Source organism: Xanthomonas translucens pv. cerealis (assembly GCF_006838285.1).
Taxonomy (GTDB): domain Bacteria; phylum Pseudomonadota; class Gammaproteobacteria; order Xanthomonadales; family Xanthomonadaceae; genus Xanthomonas_A; species Xanthomonas_A cerealis.
In genome coordinates this window covers 2,474,438-2,498,354 of record NZ_CP038228.1, presented here as the reverse complement: position 1 = coordinate 2,498,354, position 23,917 = coordinate 2,474,438, and the positions used below count along the sequence as shown (strand labels likewise).

Sequence of the window (23,917 nt, the reverse complement as noted above, 5' to 3'; positions counted from 1 at the left end):
AGTGCCGACACAAATGGTCGGCTGATGCTATCTAGGTGTATTTAACGTGAATGAATTGTGAATTTTTGATTAAAGTGGCCCCGGTGCGCGCTCCTGCACCGGGGCCGCACCCGCATTCAACGGCCTAGCGAAAAGTCCACCGGTACCAGCCCATACGCCTGAACCGGCATCCCTTGCCGCAATGCAGCATGGAACTTCCAGCGCTTCAGTACCTGCTCGCGCGCGGCCTGATCGAGGATCCGGTGGCCGCTGCTCCTGGCGATACTGACCTCCAGCGGCTGTCCGTCGACGCCGACCAGCGCGCGCAGCAACACGCTGCCCTGCAGGCCGTCGCGCAGCGCATCGCGCGGGTAGGGCGGGGCTGGCGCACGCAGATACTGCAACTGCATGCCGGCGACCGGCGCGCTGACCGGAGTGGGCGGCACGCTCGGCCCGGCGGCAACCGCAGCCGGATTGGCGTCGGCCAACGTTGCCTGCACCGGGATCGGCACCGGCGCGGCGGTCGGCACCCGCGGTTGGGTCATGGTCCGCTTTTTCGGCTGCACCGTGGCTTGCGGCGGCGGTGGCGTGATCGGGACCACGATCGGTTGCTGCCAGACGGGTTGCGCCTTGGCCGGCGCCTGCGGCGGCGCCACGTGCGAGAGCGGGATCAGCAACAGCAGCATGGCCAACAGGTGCAGGCCGTTCGCGGCGCTGAGCGCCAGGATCCTCGGCAGGTCGATACCGAACGAGGACGCGGGGAGTCGCGTGCGAACCATGATCCACCTCCATGATGAAGAGCGTCTTGTGCACTTGCGGTACGACCAAATGCGCCAGCGCGGCGGACGGGGGCGATGCGGCACCCGCCCGCGCGTCCGACATTGCACCGGTTGCCCTGGCCATGGCAGGTCGGGGCACAGGACGCACGCTGCCACTGGTTCGCGCGCGGAGATTGTGCGGCGCAGGAACGACGACGGCGCCCGCAGGCGCCGTCGTCGGAATCGGTGCAAGGGCGGGGTGTTACTTGCCCAGTTCGAACACCACGTCCAGATTGACCGACACGCTGCTCTCGCCGGTCGCCACCGGGGTGCTGTCCATCTCCGCCTTCATCGCCATCGCGCGCATCATCGGCATCGGGCGTGCTACGCCGCCGCTGCTGCCTTCGGAGATGCTGACGATGCGGCGCACGCGCAGGCCCAGCGACTTGGCGTAGGTCTGTGCGCGGGACTGCGCCTTCTTCAGCGCATCGACCCGGGCCTGGTCGTACAGCGGTTCCGGATTGTCGATCTCGAAGCTGGGGCCGTTGATCTGGTTGGCGCCCTGGGCCGCCAGCGCGTCCAGCACCTTGCCGAGCTTGGCGATGTCGCGCACTTTCAGGTTGACCGAGTTGCTGGCCTGGTAGCCGATGACCCGCGGCGCCTGGTTGTCGACGTACTTGTACTGCGGGCTGAGATTGATGCCGCTGGTCTGCACGTCCTTGTCGGCGATGCCGGCGGCGCGTACCGCGGCCAGGACCTTGGTCATCTGCTCGGCGTTCTGGCGCATCGCCACGGCGCTGTCGCTGGCCTGTGTGACCACGCCGGCCGACAGCGTGGCCACGTCCGGGGCATGCTTGGCCTCGGCCTGGGCGGCGATGTTGAGCAAGGTGCCGTCGGCCGGCACGGCGTAGGCCGGCGTGGCGGATTGGGCATGGGCGGTCATCGTGCCTCCTAGGGCGAGGGTCAGGGCCAGCAGCAGCGGACGGACGGAGAGTGGGCGCATCGGATGTTTTCCTTGAAGGATGGGGCGAGGGTGTTGCCGCGACGATGAACGCGTCGTGATACGGGCCGGGGTCGAGACTGCGCCTGCGGAATTAGCGATCGTTCAGTCAGGCCCGCCGGGTTATCCTTCCGCCATGCTGTATCTGGCTTCCCGTTCTCCCCGCAGAAACGAACTGCTGACGCGCCTGGGCGTACCGTTCCGGATCCTCGATCTGGAGGTGCCGGAAGCGCGCGCGGCCGACGAATCGGCGCATGCCTATGTGCGCCGGGTGGCGTTGGACAAGGCCCGTGCCGGCATGGCGCAGTTGGCCGCCAGCGCCGATGCGGTGGTGCTCGGCGCCGACACCGAAGTGGTGCTGGGCGATCGCGTGTTCGGCAAGCCGGCCGATGCCGCCGACGCGGCGGCGATGCTGGCGGCGCTGTCGGCACGCACGCACCAGGCGATCACCGCGGTGGCGCTGGTCGCCGCGGCGCGCGAAGAGGTGCTGCTGGTGCCGACCCAGGTCAGCTTCGCTGCGCTGTCGGCGCAGGACATCGCCGACTACGTGGCCAGCGGCGAGCCGATGGGGCGCGCCGGCGCCTATGCGATCCAGGGCGGCGCCGAGCGCTTCGTCAGCCGCCTGGACGGCAGTTATTCCGGGGTGATGGGCTTGCCCCTGCACCAGACTTCCCAACTGCTGCGCGCCTTCGGAGTGCTTTGATGTCGCAAGAGATCCTGGTCAACGTCACGCCGCGCGAGACCCGGGTGGCCGTCATCGAGAACGGCATGCTGCAGGAACTGCACATCGAGCGCGGGTGGCGCCGCGGGGTGGTGGGCAACATCTACAAGGGCCGGGTGCAGCGGGTCATGCCGGGCATGCAGGCGGCGTTCGTCGAGGTCGGGCTGGAGCGCGCGGCGTTCCTGCACGCCAACGATGTGGTGCGGCCGGCGCCGGTGGCCAACGGCGACACCGACGAGGCGCCGCCGCTGCCGGTGGCGTCGGGGGTGCCGATCGTGGAGCTGCTGCGCGACGGCCAGGACATCGTGGTGCAGGTGGTCAAGGATCCGATCGGCAGCAAGGGTGCGCGGCTGACCACGCAGATCAGCATTCCCTCGCGCTATCTGGTGCTGCTGCCGCAGTCGCGGGTGATCGGGGTGTCGGCGCGGATCGAGGACGAGGCCGAGCGGCTACGCCTGAAGACCCTGGTCGCCGACCTGGCCGCCAGCCACGGCGGCTTCGGCTACATCATCCGCACCAATGCCGAGGGCCAGCCGGCCGAGGCGCTGGCCGAGGACATCGCCTATCTGTCGCGGATCTGGAACGTGGTCGAGCGGCGCGGCCGTGACGGCGCCCCGGCCAGCATCATCTACGAAGACTTGAGCCTGCCGCTGCGCGCGGTGCGCGACCTGATCCGCAAGGATGTGGAGAAGGTCAAGGTCGATTCGCACGAAACCTTCGAACGGCTGCAGGCGTTCGTCGCCAAGTACATGCCGATCCTGGCCGAGCGCCTGGAGCTGTACACCGGCGACCGCCCGGTCTTCGATCTGTACGGCGTGGAGGACGAGATCGCGCGCGCGCTGGACAAGCAGGTGCCGCTGAAGTCCGGCGGCTACCTGGTCATCGACCAGACCGAGGCGATGACCACCATCGATGTCAACACCGGCTCGTTCCTTGGCCAGCGCAACCTCGAGGAAACGGTGTTCCGCACCAACCTGGAGGCGGCGCAGGCGGTGGCGCGGCAACTGCGGCTGCGCAACCTGGGCGGCATCATCATCATCGACTTCATCGACATGGACGATGCCGAGCATCGCCGCCAGGTGCTGCGCACGCTGGAAAAGGCCTTGTCGCGCGACCACGCCAAGACCACGGTGTACGAGTTCTCGCCGCTGGGCCTGGTCGAGATGACCCGCAAGCGCACCGTCGAGAGCCTGGAGCGGCAGCTGTCCGAGCCGTGCCCGGAATGCAGCGGGCGCGGCTCGATCAAGACCGCCGAAACCGTGACCTACGAGATCTTCCGCGAGATCACCCGCGCGGTGCGCCAGTTCGACGCGGCGCGGCTGCTGGTGATCGCCTCGAGCAAGGTGGTGGCGCGGATCACCGACGAGGAATCCTCGGCGGTGGCCGAACTGGAGGAATTCCTCGGCAAGAGCATCCGCTTCCAGGCCGACGAGCAATACCTGCAGGAGCAGTTCGACGTGGTGTTGTTGTGAGGCCGGGACTGGGGACCGGGGACCGGGTCCCGGGCGGCGCAACTGCTGCTCCAAGTTTCCTGAGCGTCGTGCGCTCTTGGTTTGCGGGACCAGAACGGCTGCTGTTTTCCCCCGGTCCCCGGTCCCCGGTCTCCGGTCCCATCTGAAGAATGCCCCCGCCCCTGCGCCGCCGCCTGCGCCTGGCCCGCCGTTTCGCGTTCTACGCGGTGGCGATCGCGGTGGTGTGCGTGGCGCTGGTGGTGGGGGCGCTGAGCCAGGCGCTGCCGTTCGTGGAGCGGCATCCGCAGCGGATCCAGGATTGGCTCAGCGAGCGCGCCGGGCGCCCGATCCAGTTCGATCGGGTCGAGACCGCCTGGACCCGGCGCGGTCCGCTGCTGCGCCTGGACGGGCTGCGCGTGGGCGCCGGCGACGGCGTTAGCATCGGCCAGGCCGAGGTACTGGTGTCGATGTACGCCGGCCTGTTGCCGGGCCGCTCGTTCACCGAATTGCGCCTGCGCGGGCTTGCGCTGACCCTGCTGCGCGGCGCCGACGGCAGCTGGTCGGTGCAGGGCCTGCCGAGCACCGGGCAGGGCGGCGATCCGCTGGACGCGTTGCAGGGCCTGGGCGAGCTGCAGGTCATCGACGGCCGGCTTGTGGTGCATGCGCCGGAGCTGGGCGTGGATGCGCGCTTGCCGAAGATCGATCTGCGCCTGCGCGTGGACGGTGACCGCCTTCGGGTCGGTGCGCAGGGCTGGATCGATCCGCAACAGGCGCCGCTGACCGCGGTGCTGGACATGGACCGCCGGCGTGGCAACGGCCAGGCCTATGTGGCCGCGCGCCCGGCCGAGTTGGCCGGCTGGTCGGGGCTGCTGCAAGCCCGCGGGATCCGGATCGATGGCGGTACCGGCCAGCTGCAGGGCTGGGCGCAATTGCAGCAGCACCGGATCGTCGGGGTCAGCGTCGAGGCCATGTTGCGCGACCTGCGCCTGAGCGGGGCGCCGCTGGCGGCCGGCGCCGCGCGGCCGCACACCGCATTCACCACGCTGCGTGCCACCGCGCGCTGGCGGCAGATCGACGGCGGCTGGCGGCTGGATGCGCCGCAGTTGCAGATCGGCCAGGCTGGCAAGCCGACGCAGCGCCTGGACGGGCTGACCGTGGCCGGCGGGCGCCGCTTCGCGCTGCTCGGCGCGCACCTGGACGCAGCGCCGCTGCTGGCGGTGGCCGCGCTCAGCGATAGCCTGTCGCCGTCCCTGCGCGCCTGGCTGCACGCGGCCCGGCCGCGGCTGCAACTGACCCAGGTGGCACTGACCGGCCGCGCCGGCGGGCCGCTGTACGGCCAGGGCCGCCTGAGCGAGCTGGCGTTCGCGCCGGTCGGGCAGTCGCCCGGGGTGAGCGGCCTGCGCGGTCGTTTCGATGGCGACGCGCAGGGGGGGAATTGGCGCTGGACGCTTCCAGCTCGGTACGTTTCGACTGGCCCAGCGGGTTCGGCGTGCCCCACGACGTGCAACTGGCCGGGCGCATCGTGGTGTTCCGCGATGGCGAGGACCTGCGCGTGGCGACGCCCGCGCTGCGCGTGCAGGGCGCCGACTACGGCGCCGATGTCCGCGGCGGGCTGCGCTTCCAGGCCGACGGCTCGCGGCCGTGGATCGATCTGGCCGCGCAACTGCAGGACGCGCCGGTGGTGGCGGCGAAGAAATTCTGGGTGCACTCGAAGATGAGCAAGGCCGCCACCGACTGGCTGGATGCCGCGCTGCAGGGCGGGCGCCTGCACGGTGGTCGCGTGCTGCTGTCCGGCGACCTGGACCAGTGGCCGTTCGTCGACCACAACGGCCGTTTCGAGGCCAGCGCACGCCTGGACGATGGCAAGGTCCGCTTCCAGCGCGAGTGGCCGGCGGTGGAAAAGGTGGACGCCGATGTCGTGTTCGTCGGCAATGGGTTCCAGATCCAGGGCCGCGGCGAGATGGGCGGGGTGCCGGTGCAACGGCTGTCGGCGACCTTGCCGGACTACAAGCAGGGCCAGCTCAGCGTGCTGGCCAGCAGCCGCGCCGAGACCGGCACGCTGCTGGCGATGCTGCGGCAGAGCCCGCTGCGCAAGCGTTATGGCGACACCCTGGACGCGCTCAGCGCCTCCGGCCCGGCCGACGTCAGCTTCGATCTGCTGCAGCCGTTGCGCGCCGATGTCGGCGCCCACCACCTGCGCGGCAAGGTCGAACTGCTCGGCGCGCGTATCGCCGACAGCCGCTGGAACGTGGCCTTCGACGACATACGCGGCAGCGCCGACTACCGCGACACCGGTTTCGAGGCGTCGCAACTGGCGGTGCTGCAGGAGGGCCATCCCGGCACGCTGGCGCTGCGTGCCGGCGACGGCGTGAGCGATCCGCAGCAGGCGTTCGAGGCCGCGCTGAGCGTGTCGGCCGATGCCGACGAACTGCTCGGCCGGGTGCCGGAAATGGCCTGGCTCAAGCCCTACGTGCAGGGCCGCTCGCGCTGGAACATTGGCGTCGCCCTGCCCAAGACCGCCGACGGCGGCGCGCAGCCGCCGACCCGCCTGAAACTGCATTCGGACCTGGTCGGCACCCAGTTGCTGCTGCCGGCGCCGATGGACAAGGGCGTGGCCGCGCCGCTGGCGACCTCGGTCGACGTGCCGCTGCCGGTGGGCAGCGGGCGTATCGAGGTGGCCTTCGGCAAGCTGATGGCGCTGGTCGCGCGCAACCGGAACGGCCAGACCGGGGTCAAGGTGGTGATGGGCAGCGATCACGTGAACGAGGACCCGCCCGCCAGCGGCCTGGTCGTGAGCGGACGCACCGCGTCGCTGAACGCGATCGACTGGATCGGCCTGGTCAGCGGCCCGGATCCGAACAAATCGGCCACGCCGGGCGCCGAAGACCCGATGCCGCTGCGCCAGATCGACGTGCTGGCCGACCATCTGCTGCTGCTCGGCGGCGTGTTCGACAACACCCGCTTGCGCTTGCAGCCGCAGGCCGACACGGTGGCGGTGCATCTGGATGGACCGGCGCTGGCCGGCGAGCTCAGCGTGCCGAGCAAGCCGGGCGTGGTACTCGGCGGGCGCCTGGCGCGGGTGCACTGGCGCGCCGCGCCGGCCTCCGCCCCGGCGGCGGCCGCGGCGGTGCGGCCGCTGACCGAGGCGATCGACCCGGCCTCGATCCCGGCGCTGGCGCTGGACGTGGACGACCTGCGCTTCGGCGCGATGAACCTCGGCGCGGCCTCGCTGCGCACCCGCAAGCTGAGCGACGGCATGCAGGTGGACCAACTGCACCTGCGCTCGGACAAGCAGAAGATCGACATCAGCGGCGACTGGCGCGGCAAGGGCGCCACCGCGCGCACCCAGCTCAGCGCCAGCGTGGACAGCCAGGACCTGGGCGAACTGATGCAGAACCTGGATTTCGGCGGCCAGCTGCGTGGCGGCGAAGGCACGCTGAATCTGCGCGCCGCCTGGCCCGGCGACCCGGCCGGGTTCCAGCTGGCCACCCTGCAGGGCCAGCTCGACGTGGCCGCGCGCAACGGCCAGCTGCTGGAACTGAACCCCGGTGCCGGGCGCGTGCTCGGCCTGCTCAGCGTGGCGCAGCTGCCGCGCCGGCTGATGTTCGATTTCCGCGATTTCTTCTCCAAGGGCTTCGCCTTCAACCGCATCGACGGCCAGGTGCAGTTCGGCGACGGCGTCGCGCGCAGCCAATCGATGTTGATCGATGGCCCGGCCGCGGAGATCAAGGTGCGCGGGCAGGCCGACCTGCGCGCGCAACAGTTCGACCAGACCATCGACGTCAATCCCAAGTCCGGCAATCTGTTGACCGTGGTCGGCGCGGTCGCCGGCGGCCCGGTCGGCGCGGCGGTCGGCGCCGCCGCCAACGCGGTGCTGGGCAAGCCGCTGGGCGCGATCGGCGCGCGCACCTACCGCGTCACTGGCCCGTGGAAGGAACCCAAGGTGGAAGTGATCGAGCGCGAATCGTCGCGTCCGCCGGCACCGCCTGCGGCGTCCAGAAGTCCCTGAATCGGCGCTTGCGCTGAGCGCCCCCGTCCCCCATGTTGAGTCCCATGACCGAAAACGCCCTCAGCCTTGCCGAAACCCGCCTGTTGCTTCCTGCCGGCCTCGATGCCACCAGCCTGGAGCGCGCCTTCGGCACGCTGCTCGGCCCCGGCATCGACTTCGGCGACCTGTATTTCCAGCATTCGCGGCGCGAGAGCTGGAGCGTGGAGGACGGCATCGTCAAGGACGGCGCCCACTCCATCGAGCAGGGCGTGGGGGTACGCGCGATTTCCGGCGAGAAGACCGGTTTCGCCTATTCCGACGACATCCATCGCGATGCGCTGCTGGCCGCGGCGCAGTCGGCGCGGGCCATTTCCCGCGACGGCGGCGCGCAGCCGGCGCAAGCGCTGCTGCGCGGCAACGGGCGCGCGCTGTATCCGGCGCTGGACCCGGTGGACGGCATGGGCAACGACCTCAAGGTCGAGATGCTGCGGCGCCTGGACCAGTTCCTGCGCGCCGCCGACCCGCGCGTGCAGCAGGTGATGGTCGGCCTGTCCGGCGGCGTGGACACGGTGCTGGTGGCGCGCAGCGACGGCGTGCTCGCCGCCGACGTGCGCCCGCTGGTGCGGCTGAACGTGCAGGTGATCGTCGAGCAGAACGGGCGCCGCGAGTCCGGCCATGCCGGCGGCGGCGGCCGCTACGGCTACGCAGTGCTGTTCGCCGATGGCCGCCCCGAGGCCTTCGCCAAGGAGGCGCTGCGCCAGGCGCTGGTCAACCTGGAGGCGGTGGCGGCACCGGCCGGGGTGATGCCGGTGGTGCTGGGTCCCGGCTGGCCCGGCGTGCTGCTGCACGAGGCGGTCGGCCATGGCCTGGAAGGCGACTTCGCCCGCAAGGGCACCAGCGTCTATGCCGGGCGCATCGGCCAGCGCGTGGCCTCGCCGGGCGTGACCATCGTCGACGACGGCACCCTCGACGGCCGCCGCGGCTCGCTGAACGTGGACGACGAAGGCACGCCGACCAATTGCACCACGCTGATCGAAGACGGCGTGCTGGTGGGCTACATGCAGGATTCGTTGAACGCGCGGCTGATGGGCGTGGCGCCGACCGGCAACGGCCGCCGCGAATCGTTCGCGCACCTGCCGATGCCGCGCATGACCAATACCTACATGCTGGCCGGCCAGCACGATCCGGAAGAGATGATCCGCTCGGTGAAGAAGGGCCTGTACGCGGTCAATTTCGGTGGCGGCCAGGTCGACATCACCAGCGGCAAGTACGTGTTCTCGGCAACCGAGGCCTACCTGATCGAGGACGGCAAGGTCACCGCGCCGGTGAAGGGCGCCACCCTGATCGGCAACGGTCCGGAGACGATGCAGAAGGTGCGCATGATCGGCCACGACCTGGCGCTGGACGAAGGCGTGGGCGTGTGCGGCAAGGACGGGCAGAGCGTGCCGGTCGGCGTCGGCCAGCCGTCGCTGCTGATCGACGGGCTGACCGTGGGCGGGACGGCTTGAGTGCCGGGAATGGGGAATCGGAAAACGGGAATCGGTAGAGCCGCGCTTGGCGGCCATGGCGATGCTGCTGCGATCGGCCGCTGCAGCTGGCGCCGAGGCGCTATCGTGTCCGATGGCAGCGAATGCGGCGGCGCGCGCGGCTGCCGCAGCCGGCGCCGCGCCTCAGTCGCGTTCGTCTGGATCGGTTTCGATCGCGTCCGGGTCCGCTGCTTCGAGTCCCGAGTCCCGAGTCCCGAGTCCCGCGTCCGCCCCCAGCACCAGTTCGCGCAGCTCCCGGAACAGCTCGCGGTAGGCATGCGGCGGCTTGTTCTTCAGCCGCTCTTCCTTGGCGTTGCGGATCAGCTGGCGCAAGCGCTGGCGCTCGGCCTCGGGGTGTTCGGTGAGCAGCTCGGACAGCGCGCTGTCGCCGTCGGCGAGCAGCCGTGCGCGCCAGCCCTCGACCCGGTGGATCGCCGCCACTTCGCGGCGCGCGCCGTCGCTGTTGGCATCCATCGCCTCGCGGATCGCGTCCAGGGTCGCGTCGTCCTCGCGGCGCATCTGCTTGGCCAGGAACGCCAGCTGCCGCTTGTGCGCGATGTGCGAGGTGATGCGCTTGCTTTCCTCGATATGCGGGATCAGCGACTCGGGCACCGGCAGCTTTGCCAGCTGCGCCGGGGTCAGCGCCACCAGCTTCTCGCCCAGGCTCAGCACGTCCAGCGCCGCACGGCGCTGCTGGCTGCGGCTGTCGCCGCGGAATTCACCGGTGTCTTCGTCGCGTCCGCGCATCGTCTTTCCAATTCGAATTTTCCGCTCCGCGTTGCGCGGAGCCGTTACCTCTACAGGATAAAGCATTGAACGCGATCACTTCCGAACTGCGCCGCGACGACAGCCTGGAACGCCTGGAGCGCCTGTCCGACATCGCCCAGCGCATGCTGGCGCGGGCGCGCGAACTCGGCGCCAGCCAGGCCGAGGTCAGCTGCAGCGAAGACCGCGGGCTGGACGTCAACGTGCGCCTGGGCGCGGTGGAAACGGTCGAGGCCACCCGCGACCGCGGCATCGGCATCACCGTCTACTTCGGCCAGCGCAAGGGCAGCGCCAGCACCGCCGACCTGCACGAATCCAGTCTCGAGGCGACCGTCGCCCAGGCCTGCGCGATCGCCCGCTACACCGAGGACGACGTCGCCGCCGGACTCGCCGACGCCGCGCTGATGGCACGCGACATACCCGAACTGGACCGCTGGCATCCTCGGGCGCTGGAGGCGGAGGAGGCGATCGAGCTGGCCCTGGTCTGCGAGGCTGCCGGCCGCGACGCCGATCCGCGCGTGGCCAATTCCGACGGCGCCTCGGCCGGCAGCAGCGAAAGCCTGTCGGTGTACGCCAACTCGCACGGTTTCGTCGGCCGCGAGCGCAGCACCCACCATTCGATCGGCTGCTCGCTGATCGCCGGCCAGGGCGACGCCATGCAACGTGATCATTGGTATAGCAGTGCGTTGGCGCGCGAGGATCTCGAAGCGCCGGCGGCGATCGGTCGCCGCGCCGCCGAGCGTACCGTGGCCCGGCTGCAGCCGCGCTCGCTGCCGACCGGCGAACTGCCGGTGCTGTTCGCGCCGGAGATGGCGCGTTCGCTGGTCGGACACCTGCTCGGCGCGGTGTCCGGCGGCGCGCTGTACCGCCGCGCCAGCTTCCTGCTCGACAGCGTCGGCACCCGCCTGTTCCCGGACTGGTTCGCGATCGACGAGCTGCCGCATTTGCGCCGCGGGTTGCGCTCGGCCGCCTTCGACGGCGAGGGCGTGGCCACCCGCGCCGCGCCGCTGATTGCCGGCGGGGTACTGCAGCGCTACGTGCTGGGCAGCTATTCGGCGCGCAAGCTCGGCCTGCAGACCACCGCCAACGCCGGCGGCGTGCACAACCTGCAGGTGGCGGCCAACGCGGACGACCTGGCCTCGATCGCCGCCGGCATCCCGCGCGGCCTGCTGGTCACCGAACTGATGGGCAGCGGCGTCAACCCGGTCACCGGCGACTATTCACGCGGCGCCGGCGGCTTCTGGATCGAGAACGGCGCCATCGCCTACCCAGTGGACGAGGTCACCATCGCCGGCAATCTGCGCGAGATGTTCCAGCGCATCGAGGCGGTCGGCCGCGACATCGACGTGCGCTCGCACGTGCACATCGGCGCGGTGCTGGTCGGCAAGATGACGGTGGCCGGCAACTCCTGACGCCGGCCCGTTGCCGTGTTGCATTGCGGCACGATGGGCGCGGCCGGTGCCGCGGTGGCTGCGCTTGACAGCCCAGCCCAGGCCGCCGACAGTGCCTCGGATAAGCGTCTTGTCCACTCACCCAAAGGAACGGAATACCGATGAGCGAATTCGACAGCCTCACTGCTCCGCCGCCGCCGCCGGCCTCGACCGGACCGCAGGAAGACCGCACGGTTGCCCTGATCACCCATCTGTCGGGCATCATCGCCGGCTTCATCGTGCCGCTGATCATCTGGCTGATCAACAAGGACAACCCGGCCAAGTCGTTCCTCAACGATCAGGCCAAGGAAGCGCTGAATTTCCAGATTACCGTCGCCATCGCCTACGTGATCTGCGTGGTGCTCAGCGTCATCGTGATCGGCGGGCTGCTGATGCCGGTGGTGTGGGTGGTGAACCTGGTGTTCTGCATCCTGGCCGGGATCAAGGCCAACGAAGGCGTGGCCTATCGTTATCCGTTCGCGCTGCGCCTGATCAAGTAAGCGTGTGACCGTCGCGTAGCGACGACAGGCCCGGCGTTCGCCGGGCCTTTTTTTGCCTGCGTCCAGCGGCGGAATGTGCCGGACGGCGCCAGGGTTCGGCACAACAGGCTCCGCCCCGGCCTGGACGCGCGGCCGTCCACGGCGCGATCGCCAAGAACGATGCAGCCTTGCTGCGTGCCGCGCAGAGGCGCGGCGGCATGGGAACCGGTACCCAGCGCCGCCCCGCGCCCGGTCGAGCGCACGCCGTGGCCGCGGCCCAGGGCGGGATCTCGTCGTGGCGGTATGTGCCTCGCGGATGCCTCCTATATCGAGTTTCGATTTCATCGGCGCCGTCGTTATGCCGAGCATGGCCACGCTGGATACGCCAAGACGCGTCCAGTGCGGGCGTCTGCCGACGCCTGCGGCATCCCGCAGACCAACGGAGTCGGCCATGTCCAACCGCAGCAGCAGTCAGAAGTTCATCGCGCGCAACCGCGCGCCACGCGTGCAGATCGAGTACGACGTGGAGATCTATGGCGCACAAAAGAAGGTGCAGGTTCCGTTCGTGATGGGCGTGCTGTCTGATCTGTCCGGCGCCAACGCCGACGATTTGCCGTCGCTGGAAGAGCGCAAGGCCGTGGAGATCGACGTCGATAACTTTGACGAGCGCCTGCGCGCGATGCGGCCGCGGGTGGCGATGGCGGTTGCCAACACGCTGACCGGCGAGGGCCGGCTCGAGGTCGACGTGACCTTCGAGAGCCTGCAGGACTTCTCGCCGGCCGCGGTGGCCAGGAAGGTCGCGCCGTTGGCGCAACTTCTGGAGGCGCGTATCCAACTGGCCAACCTGGGCACCTATCTCGACGGCAAGGCCGGCGCCGAGCGGCTGGTCGCCGATGCCATCCGCGACCCGGCGCTGTTGCGCGCGCTGGTGGCCGAACCCAAGCCGTCGGAAGACTGAGGAGACCACCATGGCAAAGCAGAGCAGTCAGGCCGCCGTCGCCGAGGCCGCCTCCCAGGAAGCGACCGGCGGCGATTTCGCCGCATTGTTGAACCGCGAGTTCCGCCCGCGCACCGAGCGCGCCGCCGAGGAGGTGCGCGAGGCGGTGCGTACCCTGGCCGAGCAGGTGCTGGACCGCAGCGACATCGTCAGCGACGACCTGACCCAGACCATCAACGCCTATGTGGCCGAGATCGACCGCAAGCTCAGCGAGCAGCTCAACCAGATCCTGCACGCCCCGCCGTTCCAGGCACTGGAAGGCGCCTGGCGCGGTCTGCACTACCTGGTCAGCAATACCGAGACCGATCCGCTGCTGAAGATCCGCGTGCTCAACGTGTCCAAGAGCGTGCTGGGCAAGAACCTCAAACGCTACAAAGGCACCGCCTGGGACCAGAGCCCGGTGTTCAAGAAGGTTTACGAGGAGGAGTACGGTCAGCTCGGTGGCGAGCCGTATGGCTGCCTGATCGGCGATTACTACTTCGACCACAGCCCGCAGGACGTGGAGATGCTGCGCGGTATCGGCCAGATCGCCGCGGCCGCGCATGCGCCGTTCATCGGCGCCGCGGGGTCGGCGCTGATGGGGATGGAGAACTGGAACGAGCTGTCCAACCCGCGCGACCTGGCGAAGATCTTCACCACGCCCGACTACGCCGCGTGGCGCTCGCTGCGCGACAGCGAGGACGCCAAGTACATCGCCCTGACCATGCCGCGCACGCTGTCGCGCCTGCCCTACGGGGCCAAGTCCGATCCGGTCGAGGAATTCGATTTCGAGGAGGACACCGAGGGCGCCGATTCCTCGCGTTACACCTGGCAGAACGCCGCCTACGCGATGGCGGTCAACATCAACCGTTCGTTCAAACTGTACGGCTGGTGCACCCGCATCCGCGGCGTGGAGTCGGGCGGCGCGGTGGAGGGGCTGCCGACGCATACCTTCCCCACCGACGACGGCGGCGTGGACATGAAGTGTCCGACCGAGATCGCGATCACCGACCGCCGTTCGGCCGAACTGGACAAGATGGGGCTGATGCCGGTGGTGCACCGCAAGAACAGCGACATGGCCGCGTTCATCGGCGCGCAGTCGCTGGCCCGGCCGGAGGAATACGACGATCCGGACGCCACCGCCAACGCCGCGCTCAGCGCGCGCCTGCCGTACATGTTCGCCTGCTGCCGCTTCGCGCACTACCTCAAGTGCATCGTGCGCGACAAGATCGGTTCGTTCAGCACCCGCGAGCAGATGCAGGGCTGGCTGACCGATTGGGTGATGAATTACGTCGACGGCGATCCGGCCAACTCCAGCGAGGCGAGCAAGGCGCGCAAGCCGCTGGCGGCGGCCGAGGTGACGGTGGAGGACGTCGAGGGCAATCCCGGTTACTACACCTCCACGTTCTACCTGCGCCCGCATTACCAGTTGGAAGGCTTGACCGTGTCGCTGCGGCTGGTGTCGCGCCTGCCGTCGGCGCAGGGCGCCTGAACCGCGGCAACGCCGCATCTGCCGTTCGATGTTCCGTCACGCCCGCCATCCAGGCGCAGAGGGCGCGACCGCTGTGATCCACAACCCCTCTAAGGGAGATTCACCATGGCTTACGACATGCATCTGAAGTTCGGTTCCGGCGACGTCGAGATCAAGGGCGCCTCCAACCACAGCAAGCACAAGGACGAGGTGCCGATCATCTCTTGGTCGTGGGGCGCCAGCAACACCGGCAACCTGCATACCGGAGCGGGCTATGCGGCTGGGGGCAAGGCCAACGTGCGCGATATCTCGGTCACCAAGTACATCGACTCGTGCTCCAACGCCCTGCTCAACGCCTGTTGCACTGGCGCGCGCGTGCAGAACGCCACGCTGTACGTGACCAATGCCACCGGCGAGCAGACCGACTTCCTGACCATCGAGCTCAGCGAGGGGGTGATGATCACCTCGGTGTCCACCGGCGGCAGCGGTGGCGAAGACCGCTTGACCGAGAACATCACCCTGCACTTCGGCAAGTTCAAGTACGCGTTCCAGCCGCAGGACGACAAGGGCAAGAAGGAGGGAGGTACCAAGGACTTCACATTCAACATGCAGGAAGTGAAGAAGTCCTGATCCAGACGCGCTTGCGCCGTTTTCCAAGGAGTTCACCGTGTCCTTTCCCGACGCTTCGCCGCACGAAGAGATCTCCCGCCTGCTCAGGGTGGGCGATCTGAATATGGCGCTGGAGTCGGCGGCCAGCCTGGTGCGCGGCAGCCCGGACGATGCCGCACTGCGCATCGGCCTGTTCCAGTTGCTGGCGGCCAGCGGCCAATGGCAGCGCGCCGGCGACCAGCTACAGCTCGCGGGGCGCTTCGACGCCGCGTGGTTGCCGCTGGCCAAGGCGTATGCGCGCGTGGTCAGTGCCGAGCATGCGCGCGCCCAGGTGCTGGCCGGGCGGATGCTGCCGCTGATGCTGGGCCAGGTGCCGCGCTGGCTGCACGACCTGCTGCAGGCGCTGCAGCACGACCAGCGCGGGGAAACCGTGCAGGCGGTGCAGCGGCGCCAGTTGGCATTGACCCACGCCGAGGCGGTGGCCGGCACGATCGACGGCCGGCGCTTCGACTGGCTGGGCGATGCCGATCCGCGTTTCGGCCCGTGCCTGGAGGTCGTACTGGAAGCCGGCTATGCCTGGGTGGCGCTGTCGCAGTTGCGGCGGCTGCGCTTCGAAGCGCCGTCCGCGCTGCGCGATCTGCTGTGGCAGCAGGTGGAACTGACCTGGACCGACGGCGGCGTCGTCCATGGGGTGGTGCCGTGCCGCTATCCGGGCATCGAACTTTGCGACGAACCCGAACTGCGCCTGGCACGGCAGACCCGCTGGGAGGGCGACGGCGCGGCGGCGCGCGGTGTCGGGCAGCGCATGCTGGCCAGCAGCCTGGGCGAGCATGCGCTGCTGGACGTGCGCCTGATCGAGTTCGACGTCTCCGCACAAGGACAAGCATCATGGCCGAACTGACCCAACAGGAGCGGTTGCAGCCTTCGCTGCTCGACCGCCTCAGCGACGACCGCCGCCACGAGCCGGCGGAAAGCCGTGAGGCGCGGACCATCACCGCGGCGCGGCTGCGCGCGTGCATCGTGCGCGACCTGGGCTGGCTGCTGAACTGCACCCGGCACCACCAGGCCGATGATTTCGAGGCGCATCCCTACGTCGCCGAGTCGGTGCTCAACTACGGCATCCCCGACCTCGCCGGGGTGCTGCTGGCGGGGCTGGACGTGTCCGCGCTGCAGAACCGCCTCCGCGCGGCGATCGTGGCGTTCGAGCCGCGCCTGGCGGCGTCGAGTCTGCAGGTCACCGCGCAGGTGGACGAACAGCGCATGGACCGGCTGTCGCTGACCTTCCTGATCGAGGCGCAGATGTGGGCGCAGCCGCTGCCGCTGGCCTTGTACCTGCGCACCGAGGTCGACCTGGAAAGCGGGCGCTTCACCGTGCACGACGGGGTGCACTGATGGACCCGCGCCTGCTCCATCACTACAGCCGCGAACTGCAGCACGTGCGCGAGATGGGCGCCGAATTCGCCCGCGACTACCCCAAGGTGGCCGGGCGCCTGGGCATGAGCGGCATCGAGTGCGCCGACCCTTATGTCGAGCGCCTGCTGGAAGGTTTCGCATTCATGGCGGCGCGGGTGCAACTGGAACTGGAGGCGCAGCAGCCGGTGTTCGCCCAGCACCTGATGGAGATGCTCTACCCGCATTTCCTGGCGCCGGTGCCGTCGATGGCGGTGGTGCAGTTGCAGCCGGAGGAGGGCGAGGGCATCGGTCCGGGCGGCCACGCGCTGGCGCGCGGCACCGCGCTGCGCTCGCTGATCGGCCACGGCGACCGCACCGCCTGCGAGTACCGCACTGCGCACGCGCTGACGCTGTGGCCGCTGCGGCTGCTCGACGCCGGCTACCTGGCCTCGCCGGCGGCGCTGGCGGCCGCCGGCGCGCCGGCCGAGCCGCGCGCTCGCGCCGCGTTGCGGATGAAGTTCGCGGTCGGCGCCGGGCTTCGCCTGGACATGCTGGCGCTGGACGCGCTGCCGCTGTACATCGCCGGCGCCGACGGCATCGCCGGCAATCTGTACGAGCAACTGCACGCCAACGCGCTGGGCTTCGTGGTGCGCAGCACCGGCGCCGACGGCCGCGTTACCGAGGTCCGCTACGACGCCAGCCAGATTCGCGAGATGGGCTTCGACGAGGACGAGGCGCTGCTGCCGCCGGAGCGGCGCGCGTTCAGCGGCTATCGTCTGCTGCAGGAATACTTCGCCTGCCCGCAGCGCTTCCTGTTCGTGGCCTTCGCCGGCCTGCAACGCGCGTTGCGCACGGCGGCGTGTCTGGAGTTCGAGATCTTCGTGCACTTCGATCGCGCACGCGAACGCCTGGAGGGCGCGATCGATGCCGACACGCTGCGCCTGCACTGCACCCCGGCGATCAACCTGTTCCCGCGCCGCGGCGACCGCATCCATCTGCATCCTGGCCTGTCCGAACACCATCTGCTCGCCGACCGCACCCGGCCGATGGACTTCGAGATCCACAGCGTGGATCAGGTCGAGGGCTTCGGCGATGGCCAGGACCCATTGCAGCGGTTCCAGCCGTTCTACGGCGCGTCGGCGCGTGCTTGGCACGCGCCGCGCGCGGCGTTCTACACCCTGCGCCGGCAGCCGCGGCGGCTGTCCTCGACCCAGCGCCGCGATGGCGCGCGCTCCAGCTACGTGGGCAGCGAACTGTTCCTGTCGCTGGTGGACGGCGAGCAGGCGCCGTACGCGCACGACCTGCGCCAGCTCGGCATGCGCCTGTTGTGCAGCAACCGCGATCTGCCGCTGCACATGCCGGTGGGCATCGGCACCAGCGACTTCGTGCTCGACCGCGGCGGGCCGGTGGCGTCCGTGCGCTGCGTCGCCGGCCCGACCCGGCCGCAGGCCGCCGCCGCCGCCGGCGATCCGCGCTGGCGCCTGCTCAGTCATCTGCAACTGAACTATCTGTCGCTGCTGGACGATGGCGACGACGGCGCCACCGCGCTGCGCGAGATGCTCACGCTCTATCACGATCCGCACGACGCGACCGCCACGCGCCAGGTCGAAGGCCTGCGCCGGGTGCGCTCGCGCGCGGTGGTACGGCGCCTGCCGTTACCCGGGCCGGCCGCCTATGGGCGCGGCCTGGAGATCACCCTGACCTGCCAGGAGGCCGCATTCGAGGGGCAGGGCGCGTATCTGCTGGCGGCGGTACTGCGCCACGTGCTGGCGCGCCAGGCATCGTTGAACTCATTCACCGAGACCGTGCTGTGCACGCTCGAACGCAACGAGGTGGCCCGATGGCCGGCACGGCTCGGCGAACGCCCGATCCTTTAGCGCTGCTGGGCGCGCTGCAGGCCAGCCCCGACGCCTACGAAATGTTCGAGGCGATGCGGCGGCTGGAGTGCGCGTATCCGCAGCAGCCGCGCTTCGGCCATGCGGCGCGCCCGCAGGACGAGCCGGTGCGCTTCGCCCAGCGCGCGCAACTGGCATTCCCGACGCGCAGCATCGACGCGCTGGAGCCGGGCGAGGGCGCCTTGCCACCGCGCCTGCGTACCCTGCCGCTGGGCCTGTTCGGCCCGCAGGGACCGTTGCCGCTGCATCTGACCGAACACGCGATGGCGCGCCAGCACCTGTCCGCCGATCCGACCTTCGCCGCGTTCGCCGACCTGTTCCACCATCGCATGATCGCGCTGTGGTACCGCGCCTGGGCCGATGCGCGACCGACCGTGCAGATGGACCGCCCCGGCGAGGACCGCTTCGGCGCGCATCTGGATGCGCTGACCGGGGTCGGCCAGTCGGCGCTGCGCGGCCGCGGCGCGTTGCCGGCTAACGCGCGCCGCCACCATGCCGGGCGCCTGGTCGCGCAGGCGCGCAACGCCGAGGGTCTGCACGCGCTGCTGAGCGGCCTGTTCGAGGTGCCGCTGCAGGTGCAGCCGTTCCGGCCCGGCTGGTTGCCGCTGCCGGCCGACGGCCGCCTACGCATGGGCCGCGCCGCGGCGCGCATCGGCGAACAGGCCACGCTCGGCGCGCACGCGCGCAATGCCCAGCACCGCTTCCGCCTGCGCATCGGCCCGCTGGATGCGGCGCGCTACCGCGAGTTCCTGCCCGGCGGTCGGGCGCTGGCCGAACTCACCGCCGCGGTGCGCGACTACGTCGGCGACGAGCAGGAGTGGGACCTGCAACTGGTGCTTGCCCGCCAGGACGTGCCGCTGCCGACATTGGGTACCGCGCAGCGGCTGGGCATGTCGCTGTGGATGGGCCATTACCGCCGCCCCACCGATCCCGACGAACTGGTGCTCGCCGGTGCGTGACCCTTGCCTTCCCCCGTTGGAGCCGTCATGACCGAGATCTCGCGCGCCGCGCTGTTCGGCAAGCTCAACCCGCTGGCCTATCGGGCGATCGAGAGCGCCACGGTGTTCTGCAAGCTGCGCGGCAATCCCGAGGTGGAACTGGTGCACTGGCTGCAGCAGTTGCTGCAGTTGCAGGATTCGGACCTGCACCGCATCGTGCGCCACTTCGCACTGGACCCGGCGGCGCTGGCGCGCGACGTCAGCGAAGCGCTGGAGCGGTTGCCGCGTGGCGCCAGCGGGGTCACCGATCTGTCGGCGGACGTGGAGGAGGCGGTCGAGCGCGGCTGGGTGCAGGCGTCGCTGGGCTTCGGCGAGGCGCAGGTGCGCAGTGGCTACCTGCTGGCCGGCATCCTCAGCGTGCGCCGCCTGCGCGCGGTGTTGGGCCGGATCTCGCGCGAGTTCGACAAGCTCAGGGCGGAGGCGTTGGGCGAGCGGTTCGCCGGCATCGTCGCCGGCTCGCCGGAGGACGGCCAGCGGCCCAGCGACGGCTTCCGGCTTGGCGCGGCCGACGCCCCCGGCGCGGCCAGCGGCGCGATCGCGCCGGCGGCGCTGGGCCGGCAGGAGGCGCTGGCGCGGTTCACCACCGACCTCACCGCGCAGGCGCGCGAGGGCGCGCTCGATCCGATCATCGGCCGCGACGAGGAGATCCGCCAGGTCGTGGACATCCTGATGCGGCGCCGGCAGAACAACCCGATCCTGGTCGGCGAGGCCGGCGTCGGCAAGACCGCGGTGGTCGAGGGTCTGGCCCAGCGCATCGCCCGCGGCGACGTGCCGCCGGCGCTGCGCGAGGTCGAGTTGCGCGTGCTCGACGTCGGTCTGCTGCAGGCTGGGGCGAGCATGAAGGGCGAGTTCGAGCAGCGCCTGCGCGCGGTGATCGACGAGGTCCAGGGCAGCCCCAAGCCGGTGATTCTGTTCGTCGATGAGACCCATACCCTGGTCGGCGCCGGCGGCGCCGCCGGCACCGGCGATGCCGCCAACCTGCTCAAGCCGGCGCTGGCACGCGGCACCCTGCGCACCGTGGGCGCGACCACCTTCGCCGAGTACCGCAGGCACATCGAGAAGGACCCGGCACTAAGCCGGCGCTTCCAGGCGGTGCAGGTCGCCGAGCCGGACGAGGCCAGAGCGGTGCGGATGATGCGTGCGGTGGCCTCGACCATGGAGCGGCACCACCAGGTGCAGATCCTCGACGAGGCGCTGGAGGCAGCGGTCGCGCTCGGCCACCGCTACATCCCCGCGCGGCAGTTGCCGGACAAGTCGGTTAGCCTGCTCGACACCGCTTGCGCGCGGGTGGCGGTGAGCCTGCACGCGGTGCCGGCAGAGGTCGATGACAGCCGGCGGCGGCTGGAATCGCTGCGCACCGAACTGGACATCATCGAACGCGAACGCACGATCGGCATCGCCGTCGATACCCGCGCGACTGCCTGCACCCAGGCCCTGGCCGACGAACAGCAGCGCCTGGACGCGCTGGAAGCGCGCTGGAGTCAGGAAAAGGCCTTGGTGGACGCGTTGCTGGCGCTGCGTGCGCAACTGCGCAGCGGCGCCGTGCCGGTCGAAGGTACTGGCAGCGCGCTGGAAACCGCCGCCGCGCAGCAGATGCAGGATGTCGGCAACGCCGCGCCGGCGGACGACGACCGCGCCGCGCTGCTGGCGCGGCTGCGCCAGGTGCAGGACGAACTGGCCGTGCTGCAGGGCGAGACCCCGCTGATCCTGCCGACGGTGGACTACCAGGCGGTGGCCACGGTGGTCGCCGACTGGACCGGCATCCCGGTCGGGCGCATGGCGCGCAACGAGATCGACACCGTGCTGCGCCTGCCGGAACTGCTCGGCCGGCGCGTGATCGGCCAGGACCACGCGATGCGGACGATCGCCCGGCGCATCCAGACCAGCCGCGCCGGCCTGGACAACCCGGACAAGCCGGTCGGCGTGTTCCTGCTCGCCGGCACCTCCGGGGTCGGCAAGACCGAGACCGCGCTGGCCCTGGCCGAGGCGCTCTACGGAGGCGAGCAGAACCTGATCTCCATCAACATGAGCGAGTACCAGGAGGCGCACACCGTGTCCTCGCTGAAGGGCGCACCGCCCGGCTACGTTGGCTATGGCGAAGGCGGCGTGCTGACCGAGGCGGTGCGGCGCAAGCCTTACTCGGTGGTGCTGCTCGACGAGGTCGAGAAGGCCCATCCCGACGTGCACGAACTGTTCTTCCAGGTGTTCGACAAAGGCTGGATGGAAGACGGCGAAGGCCGTCGCATCGACTTCCGCAACACGTTGCTCATCCTCACCAGCAATGCCGGCACCGAACTGATCTCCAGCCTGTGCGCCGACCCGGAGCTGCTGCCGGACCCGGACGCCATGGCCAAGGCGCTGCGCGCGCCACTGTTGCAGGTGTTTCCGCCGGCCTTGCTCGGACGGTTGGTGGCGATTCCCTATTACCCGTTGAGCCAGGCGATGCTGGCGCAGATCGTGCGGCTGCAGTTGGACCGGATCAAGCGCCGTATCGAAGAGCGCTACCGGATCCCCTTCGACTACGACGCGTCGGTGGTGGAACTGGTGGTGAGCCGCTGCACCGAGAGCGAATCGGGCGGACGGATGATCGATGCGATTCTGACCAATTCGATGCTGCCGGAGATCAGTCGCGAGTTGCTTCTAGGCTCAGGGCATCCGGATGAACTTGCGGGTATTACGGTTTTCACGGCGGAGGGAACGCTTGCTTATCGGTTTGATGCCGTGACTAAGGAATCGAAGGTGACGATGGCGACACATGCAGCGGATACGAGCGTCTATGCATCAGATAGTCTTGGGCGTTCAATGCCGAATCCGACCTAACATCTCGTTCCGTTTAAAGTGCCACACGCAGAATGCTGTTTATATGCATTGAAATGGCGGACTGTCGTCGGAATTAACTCTACGGATGTAGTGCTTTCCATGACGGGAATTTATAAGGAAGAGAGCTTATGGCGGTGCATCTGTTAGGGTGATGCGACGAGAAGTATGGGCGAAAATTAAAAAAGAAGGAATTATTTTTAATTAATTAAAATATTAAATTTATATAAAAATGAATATAATCAATTTTAATGCGATAAATGCAGGTGTTAATTAAATAATTAATGGAGAATAAAATAATGTCCACCCCATTAGGTCATAATCGAGTTCAAAGAAGTAGCACACGCCCCTCGCGGCCAGCGAATCCACATGGACTTCGCGTGGTGGTATGCGAAGGACATGGCGAGTTGATTCAGTCAAGCGCGGGAGTAAGCCCAAGGTTCCGGGTGCCAGCGGGCATAGAGATCGTTATCTTTGGAATGGGAATGGGCCTCGACGATAATCACGGAGTCATCATAGGACAGGGCGGTGGATTGCCGGCCAGGTTGCCCACCGAATGGGATTCTCAGGGTTCCGAATACGATACGTCTTCAGCAGGCGGTGCGGTTAGGGTTAATACGCCGGGTCGAAGAATTTACCACGTCGGTGATCTCTGTCCCGATCTGACCCTGTACGCATATAACGAAACTGGAATGCCCACGATCACCCCGCCTCAGCCAGGTTCGTACTCCGCAAGCGTAGGGAATCCGGTGACGCTTAGAGCTATCTGCGAACAATACCGGGAAGGAGGGGCGCAGATCCACTGGGCTGCGTGCACCGTAAATCGGTGATCTCTGGTCGCACTGCGGTTTAGCTAAAAATCTTCGCTCTTAGTGGCGTCTCTAAGCAAGAGGCGAGTCTCCGAATTTTCGGAAAATAGAGAAGAAATTCTGTCGAATAAACAGTCGCCTTACGAACCTCGTTATCGATAAGAATTTAATTCATGGGCGCTGTGAATTAAATGGAGAAAATGCAATGCAAGTCAATAGACGAGATGCCGATTACCATCAAGAGCAGCCGGAGCGGATGGAGGATATAGACCGGATTGCCGTTGCCATCTTGCAAATTGCATATTCTGGATCGAGAGCCCAGACTTTCGCTTCTCAGGGCCTTATTCAGATGGATTGCGTCGCGGTCTATAAGTCCGGCAGCGAGTTCGTCGTTGCCTCGAATACCGTCAGTTTGACAAGTGAAATAGTGTTGCGTGCGTGGGACACGTTAGGAGGAAGACCAACCAGGGGCATGACGGTTACCATCGCCCATGGCCCAACAGGCATGCATGCCGAAATGAAGATCGTGAGTTATTTTATACAGATTCATAAAGAGATGCAGGGCCTAAAGCTGGGAGTGTCCAAGCCTTGTTGCACGGAATGCGCCGTCGAGCTCGATAGACGTGGCATCGTCTACTCGACCACGCACAGCACGCCGAACCGAGGCGTATGGATTGCTCCAGGATGATGCCTGGCCGTGAGTTCGGGCAATGCCATGTCGGACAGCAGTGCGGACATGCGCATTCCTGTCGATCCGACTGCAACTGCCCTACGCCGTCGCAGAGACGTGCTGTGCGGGCATGGCTGGGCGCCATGCGGCGATTGCGACCGGCGAACCTCTCCGGCACGGGGA

The 23,917-nt window shown here is 68.5% G+C and carries 18 protein-coding genes and 1 pseudogene; 16 read left to right on the top strand and 3 right to left on the bottom strand.

Annotated elements, in window-relative coordinates; all coding sequences use genetic code 11:
* Positions 1 to 116: 116 nt before the first annotated feature.
* Both E4A48_RS10895 and E4A48_RS10890 read right to left on the bottom strand, forming a co-directional pair.
* The gene (locus tag E4A48_RS10895) at positions 117 to 758 is read right to left on the bottom strand and encodes an energy transducer TonB (protein ID WP_039006928.1); all 642 of its coding nucleotides are present in this window, start codon (positions 756 to 758) and stop codon (positions 117 to 119) included.
* A 241-nt stretch (positions 759 to 999) separates the two neighbouring features.
* Positions 1,000 to 1,740: an SIMPL domain-containing protein gene (locus E4A48_RS10890; RefSeq protein WP_039006927.1), complete on the bottom strand. Its 741-nt coding sequence runs from the start codon at positions 1,738 to 1,740 to the stop codon at positions 1,000 to 1,002.
* A 133-nt stretch (positions 1,741 to 1,873) separates the two neighbouring features.
* On the opposite strand from E4A48_RS10890, the gene E4A48_RS10885 reads away from it, so the two are divergent.
* From E4A48_RS10885 to tldD, 4 genes and pseudogenes are all read left to right on the top strand, one after another.
* On the top strand, positions 1,874 to 2,440 hold the full coding sequence (locus E4A48_RS10885; RefSeq protein WP_058196915.1) for a Maf family nucleotide pyrophosphatase: 567 nt from the start codon (positions 1,874 to 1,876) through the stop codon (positions 2,438 to 2,440).
* On the top strand, positions 2,440 to 3,930 hold the full coding sequence (gene rng / locus E4A48_RS10880) for a ribonuclease G (protein ID WP_039006925.1): 1,491 nt from the start codon (positions 2,440 to 2,442) through the stop codon (positions 3,928 to 3,930). The genes E4A48_RS10885 and rng overlap by 1 nt, the downstream gene beginning before the upstream one ends.
* A 149-nt stretch (positions 3,931 to 4,079) precedes the next feature.
* Positions 4,080 to 7,918 (top strand): annotated as a pseudogene (locus E4A48_RS10875) (YhdP family protein).
* 44 nt (positions 7,919 to 7,962) lie between these two features.
* Positions 7,963 to 9,405, top strand: a complete 1,443-nt coding sequence (tldD, locus tag E4A48_RS10870) for a metalloprotease TldD (protein ID WP_039006923.1) — start codon at positions 7,963 to 7,965, stop codon at positions 9,403 to 9,405.
* Between the two features lie 162 nt (positions 9,406 to 9,567).
* Here the strand turns inward: tldD and yjgA are convergent, their stop codons facing one another.
* Positions 9,568 to 10,170 (bottom strand): ribosome biogenesis factor YjgA, encoded by a 603-nt coding sequence (gene yjgA, locus E4A48_RS10865; RefSeq protein ID WP_039006921.1) that lies wholly within the window; start codon positions 10,168 to 10,170, stop codon positions 9,568 to 9,570.
* Between the two features lie 65 nt (positions 10,171 to 10,235).
* Between yjgA and pmbA the strand changes: the two genes are divergently transcribed.
* The 12 genes from pmbA (at position 10,236) to E4A48_RS10810 (ending at position 23,752) form a co-directional block, all read left to right on the top strand.
* Positions 10,236 to 11,600 (top strand): metalloprotease PmbA, encoded by a 1,365-nt coding sequence (gene pmbA, locus E4A48_RS10860; protein WP_058196912.1) that lies wholly within the window; start codon positions 10,236 to 10,238, stop codon positions 11,598 to 11,600.
* Between the two features lie 140 nt (positions 11,601 to 11,740).
* Complete coding sequence (locus E4A48_RS10855) at positions 11,741 to 12,118, top strand: DUF4870 domain-containing protein (protein ID WP_039006917.1); 378 nt, start codon at positions 11,741 to 11,743, stop codon at positions 12,116 to 12,118.
* A gap of 430 nt (positions 12,119 to 12,548) precedes the next feature.
* Positions 12,549 to 13,055, top strand: coding sequence for a type VI secretion system contractile sheath small subunit (gene tssB / locus E4A48_RS10850; RefSeq protein WP_039006913.1), 507 nt, complete (start codon positions 12,549 to 12,551; stop codon positions 13,053 to 13,055).
* A gap of 10 nt (positions 13,056 to 13,065) precedes the next feature.
* A complete protein-coding gene (gene tssC / locus E4A48_RS10845) occupies positions 13,066 to 14,565 on the top strand; it encodes a type VI secretion system contractile sheath large subunit (protein WP_058196913.1) in 1,500 nt (499 codons plus the stop codon).
* 105 nt (positions 14,566 to 14,670) lie between these two features.
* The gene (locus E4A48_RS10840) at positions 14,671 to 15,174 is read left to right on the top strand and encodes an Hcp family type VI secretion system effector (RefSeq protein WP_003467690.1); all 504 of its coding nucleotides are present in this window, start codon (positions 14,671 to 14,673) and stop codon (positions 15,172 to 15,174) included.
* Positions 15,175 to 15,211: 37 nt separating this feature from the next.
* On the top strand, positions 15,212 to 16,054 hold the full coding sequence (locus tag E4A48_RS10835) for a type VI secretion system accessory protein TagJ (RefSeq protein WP_142742403.1): 843 nt from the start codon (positions 15,212 to 15,214) through the stop codon (positions 16,052 to 16,054).
* On the top strand, positions 16,042 to 16,545 hold the full coding sequence (gene tssE, locus E4A48_RS10830; protein ID WP_039006907.1) for a type VI secretion system baseplate subunit TssE: 504 nt from the start codon (positions 16,042 to 16,044) through the stop codon (positions 16,543 to 16,545). Before E4A48_RS10835 ends, tssE begins: the two co-directional genes overlap by 13 nt.
* Positions 16,545 to 18,422, top strand: a complete 1,878-nt coding sequence (gene tssF, locus E4A48_RS10825) for a type VI secretion system baseplate subunit TssF (protein ID WP_039006905.1) — start codon at positions 16,545 to 16,547, stop codon at positions 18,420 to 18,422. Before tssE ends, tssF begins: the two co-directional genes overlap by 1 nt.
* Positions 18,386 to 19,399 (top strand): type VI secretion system baseplate subunit TssG, encoded by a 1,014-nt coding sequence (gene tssG / locus E4A48_RS10820; protein WP_142742402.1) that lies wholly within the window; start codon positions 18,386 to 18,388, stop codon positions 19,397 to 19,399. The genes tssF and tssG overlap by 37 nt, the downstream gene beginning before the upstream one ends.
* 27 nt (positions 19,400 to 19,426) lie before the next feature.
* Positions 19,427 to 22,258 (top strand): type VI secretion system ATPase TssH, encoded by a 2,832-nt coding sequence (tssH, locus tag E4A48_RS10815; RefSeq protein ID WP_142742401.1) that lies wholly within the window; start codon positions 19,427 to 19,429, stop codon positions 22,256 to 22,258.
* Positions 22,259 to 22,539: 281 nt separating this feature from the next.
* A complete protein-coding gene (locus E4A48_RS21585) occupies positions 22,540 to 23,085 on the top strand; it encodes a putative adhesin (RefSeq protein WP_409976337.1) in 546 nt (181 codons plus the stop codon).
* Positions 23,086 to 23,269: 184 nt separating this feature from the next.
* Positions 23,270 to 23,752: a hypothetical protein gene (locus E4A48_RS10810; protein WP_142742400.1), complete on the top strand. Its 483-nt coding sequence runs from the start codon at positions 23,270 to 23,272 to the stop codon at positions 23,750 to 23,752.
* Positions 23,753 to 23,917 lie beyond the last annotated feature (165 nt).

Coding starts and splice junctions, on each gene's coding strand:
- E4A48_RS10895 (WP_039006928.1), bottom strand. CDS start 758: ATGGTTCGCACGCGACTCCCCGCGTCCTCGTTCGGTATCGACCTGCCG.
- E4A48_RS10890 (WP_039006927.1), bottom strand. CDS start 1,740: ATGCGCCCACTCTCCGTCCGTCCGCTGCTGCTGGCCCTGACCCTCGCC.
- E4A48_RS10885 (WP_058196915.1), top strand. CDS start 1,874: ATGCTGTATCTGGCTTCCCGTTCTCCCCGCAGAAACGAACTGCTGACG.
- rng (WP_039006925.1), top strand. CDS start 2,440: ATGTCGCAAGAGATCCTGGTCAACGTCACGCCGCGCGAGACCCGGGTG.
- tldD (WP_039006923.1), top strand. CDS start 7,963: ATGACCGAAAACGCCCTCAGCCTTGCCGAAACCCGCCTGTTGCTTCCT.
- yjgA (WP_039006921.1), bottom strand. CDS start 10,170: ATGCGCGGACGCGACGAAGACACCGGTGAATTCCGCGGCGACAGCCGC.
- E4A48_RS10855 (WP_039006917.1), top strand. CDS start 11,741: ATGAGCGAATTCGACAGCCTCACTGCTCCGCCGCCGCCGCCGGCCTCG.
- tssB (WP_039006913.1), top strand. CDS start 12,549: ATGTCCAACCGCAGCAGCAGTCAGAAGTTCATCGCGCGCAACCGCGCG.
- tssC (WP_058196913.1), top strand. CDS start 13,066: ATGGCAAAGCAGAGCAGTCAGGCCGCCGTCGCCGAGGCCGCCTCCCAG.
- E4A48_RS10840 (WP_003467690.1), top strand. CDS start 14,671: ATGGCTTACGACATGCATCTGAAGTTCGGTTCCGGCGACGTCGAGATC.
- tssE (WP_039006907.1), top strand. CDS start 16,042: ATGGCCGAACTGACCCAACAGGAGCGGTTGCAGCCTTCGCTGCTCGAC.
- tssF (WP_039006905.1), top strand. CDS start 16,545: ATGGACCCGCGCCTGCTCCATCACTACAGCCGCGAACTGCAGCACGTG.
- tssG (WP_142742402.1), top strand. CDS start 18,386: ATGGCCGGCACGGCTCGGCGAACGCCCGATCCTTTAGCGCTGCTGGGC.
- tssH (WP_142742401.1), top strand. CDS start 19,427: ATGACCGAGATCTCGCGCGCCGCGCTGTTCGGCAAGCTCAACCCGCTG.
- E4A48_RS21585 (WP_409976337.1), top strand. CDS start 22,540: ATGGAGAATAAAATAATGTCCACCCCATTAGGTCATAATCGAGTTCAA.
- E4A48_RS10810 (WP_142742400.1), top strand. CDS start 23,270: ATGCAAGTCAATAGACGAGATGCCGATTACCATCAAGAGCAGCCGGAG.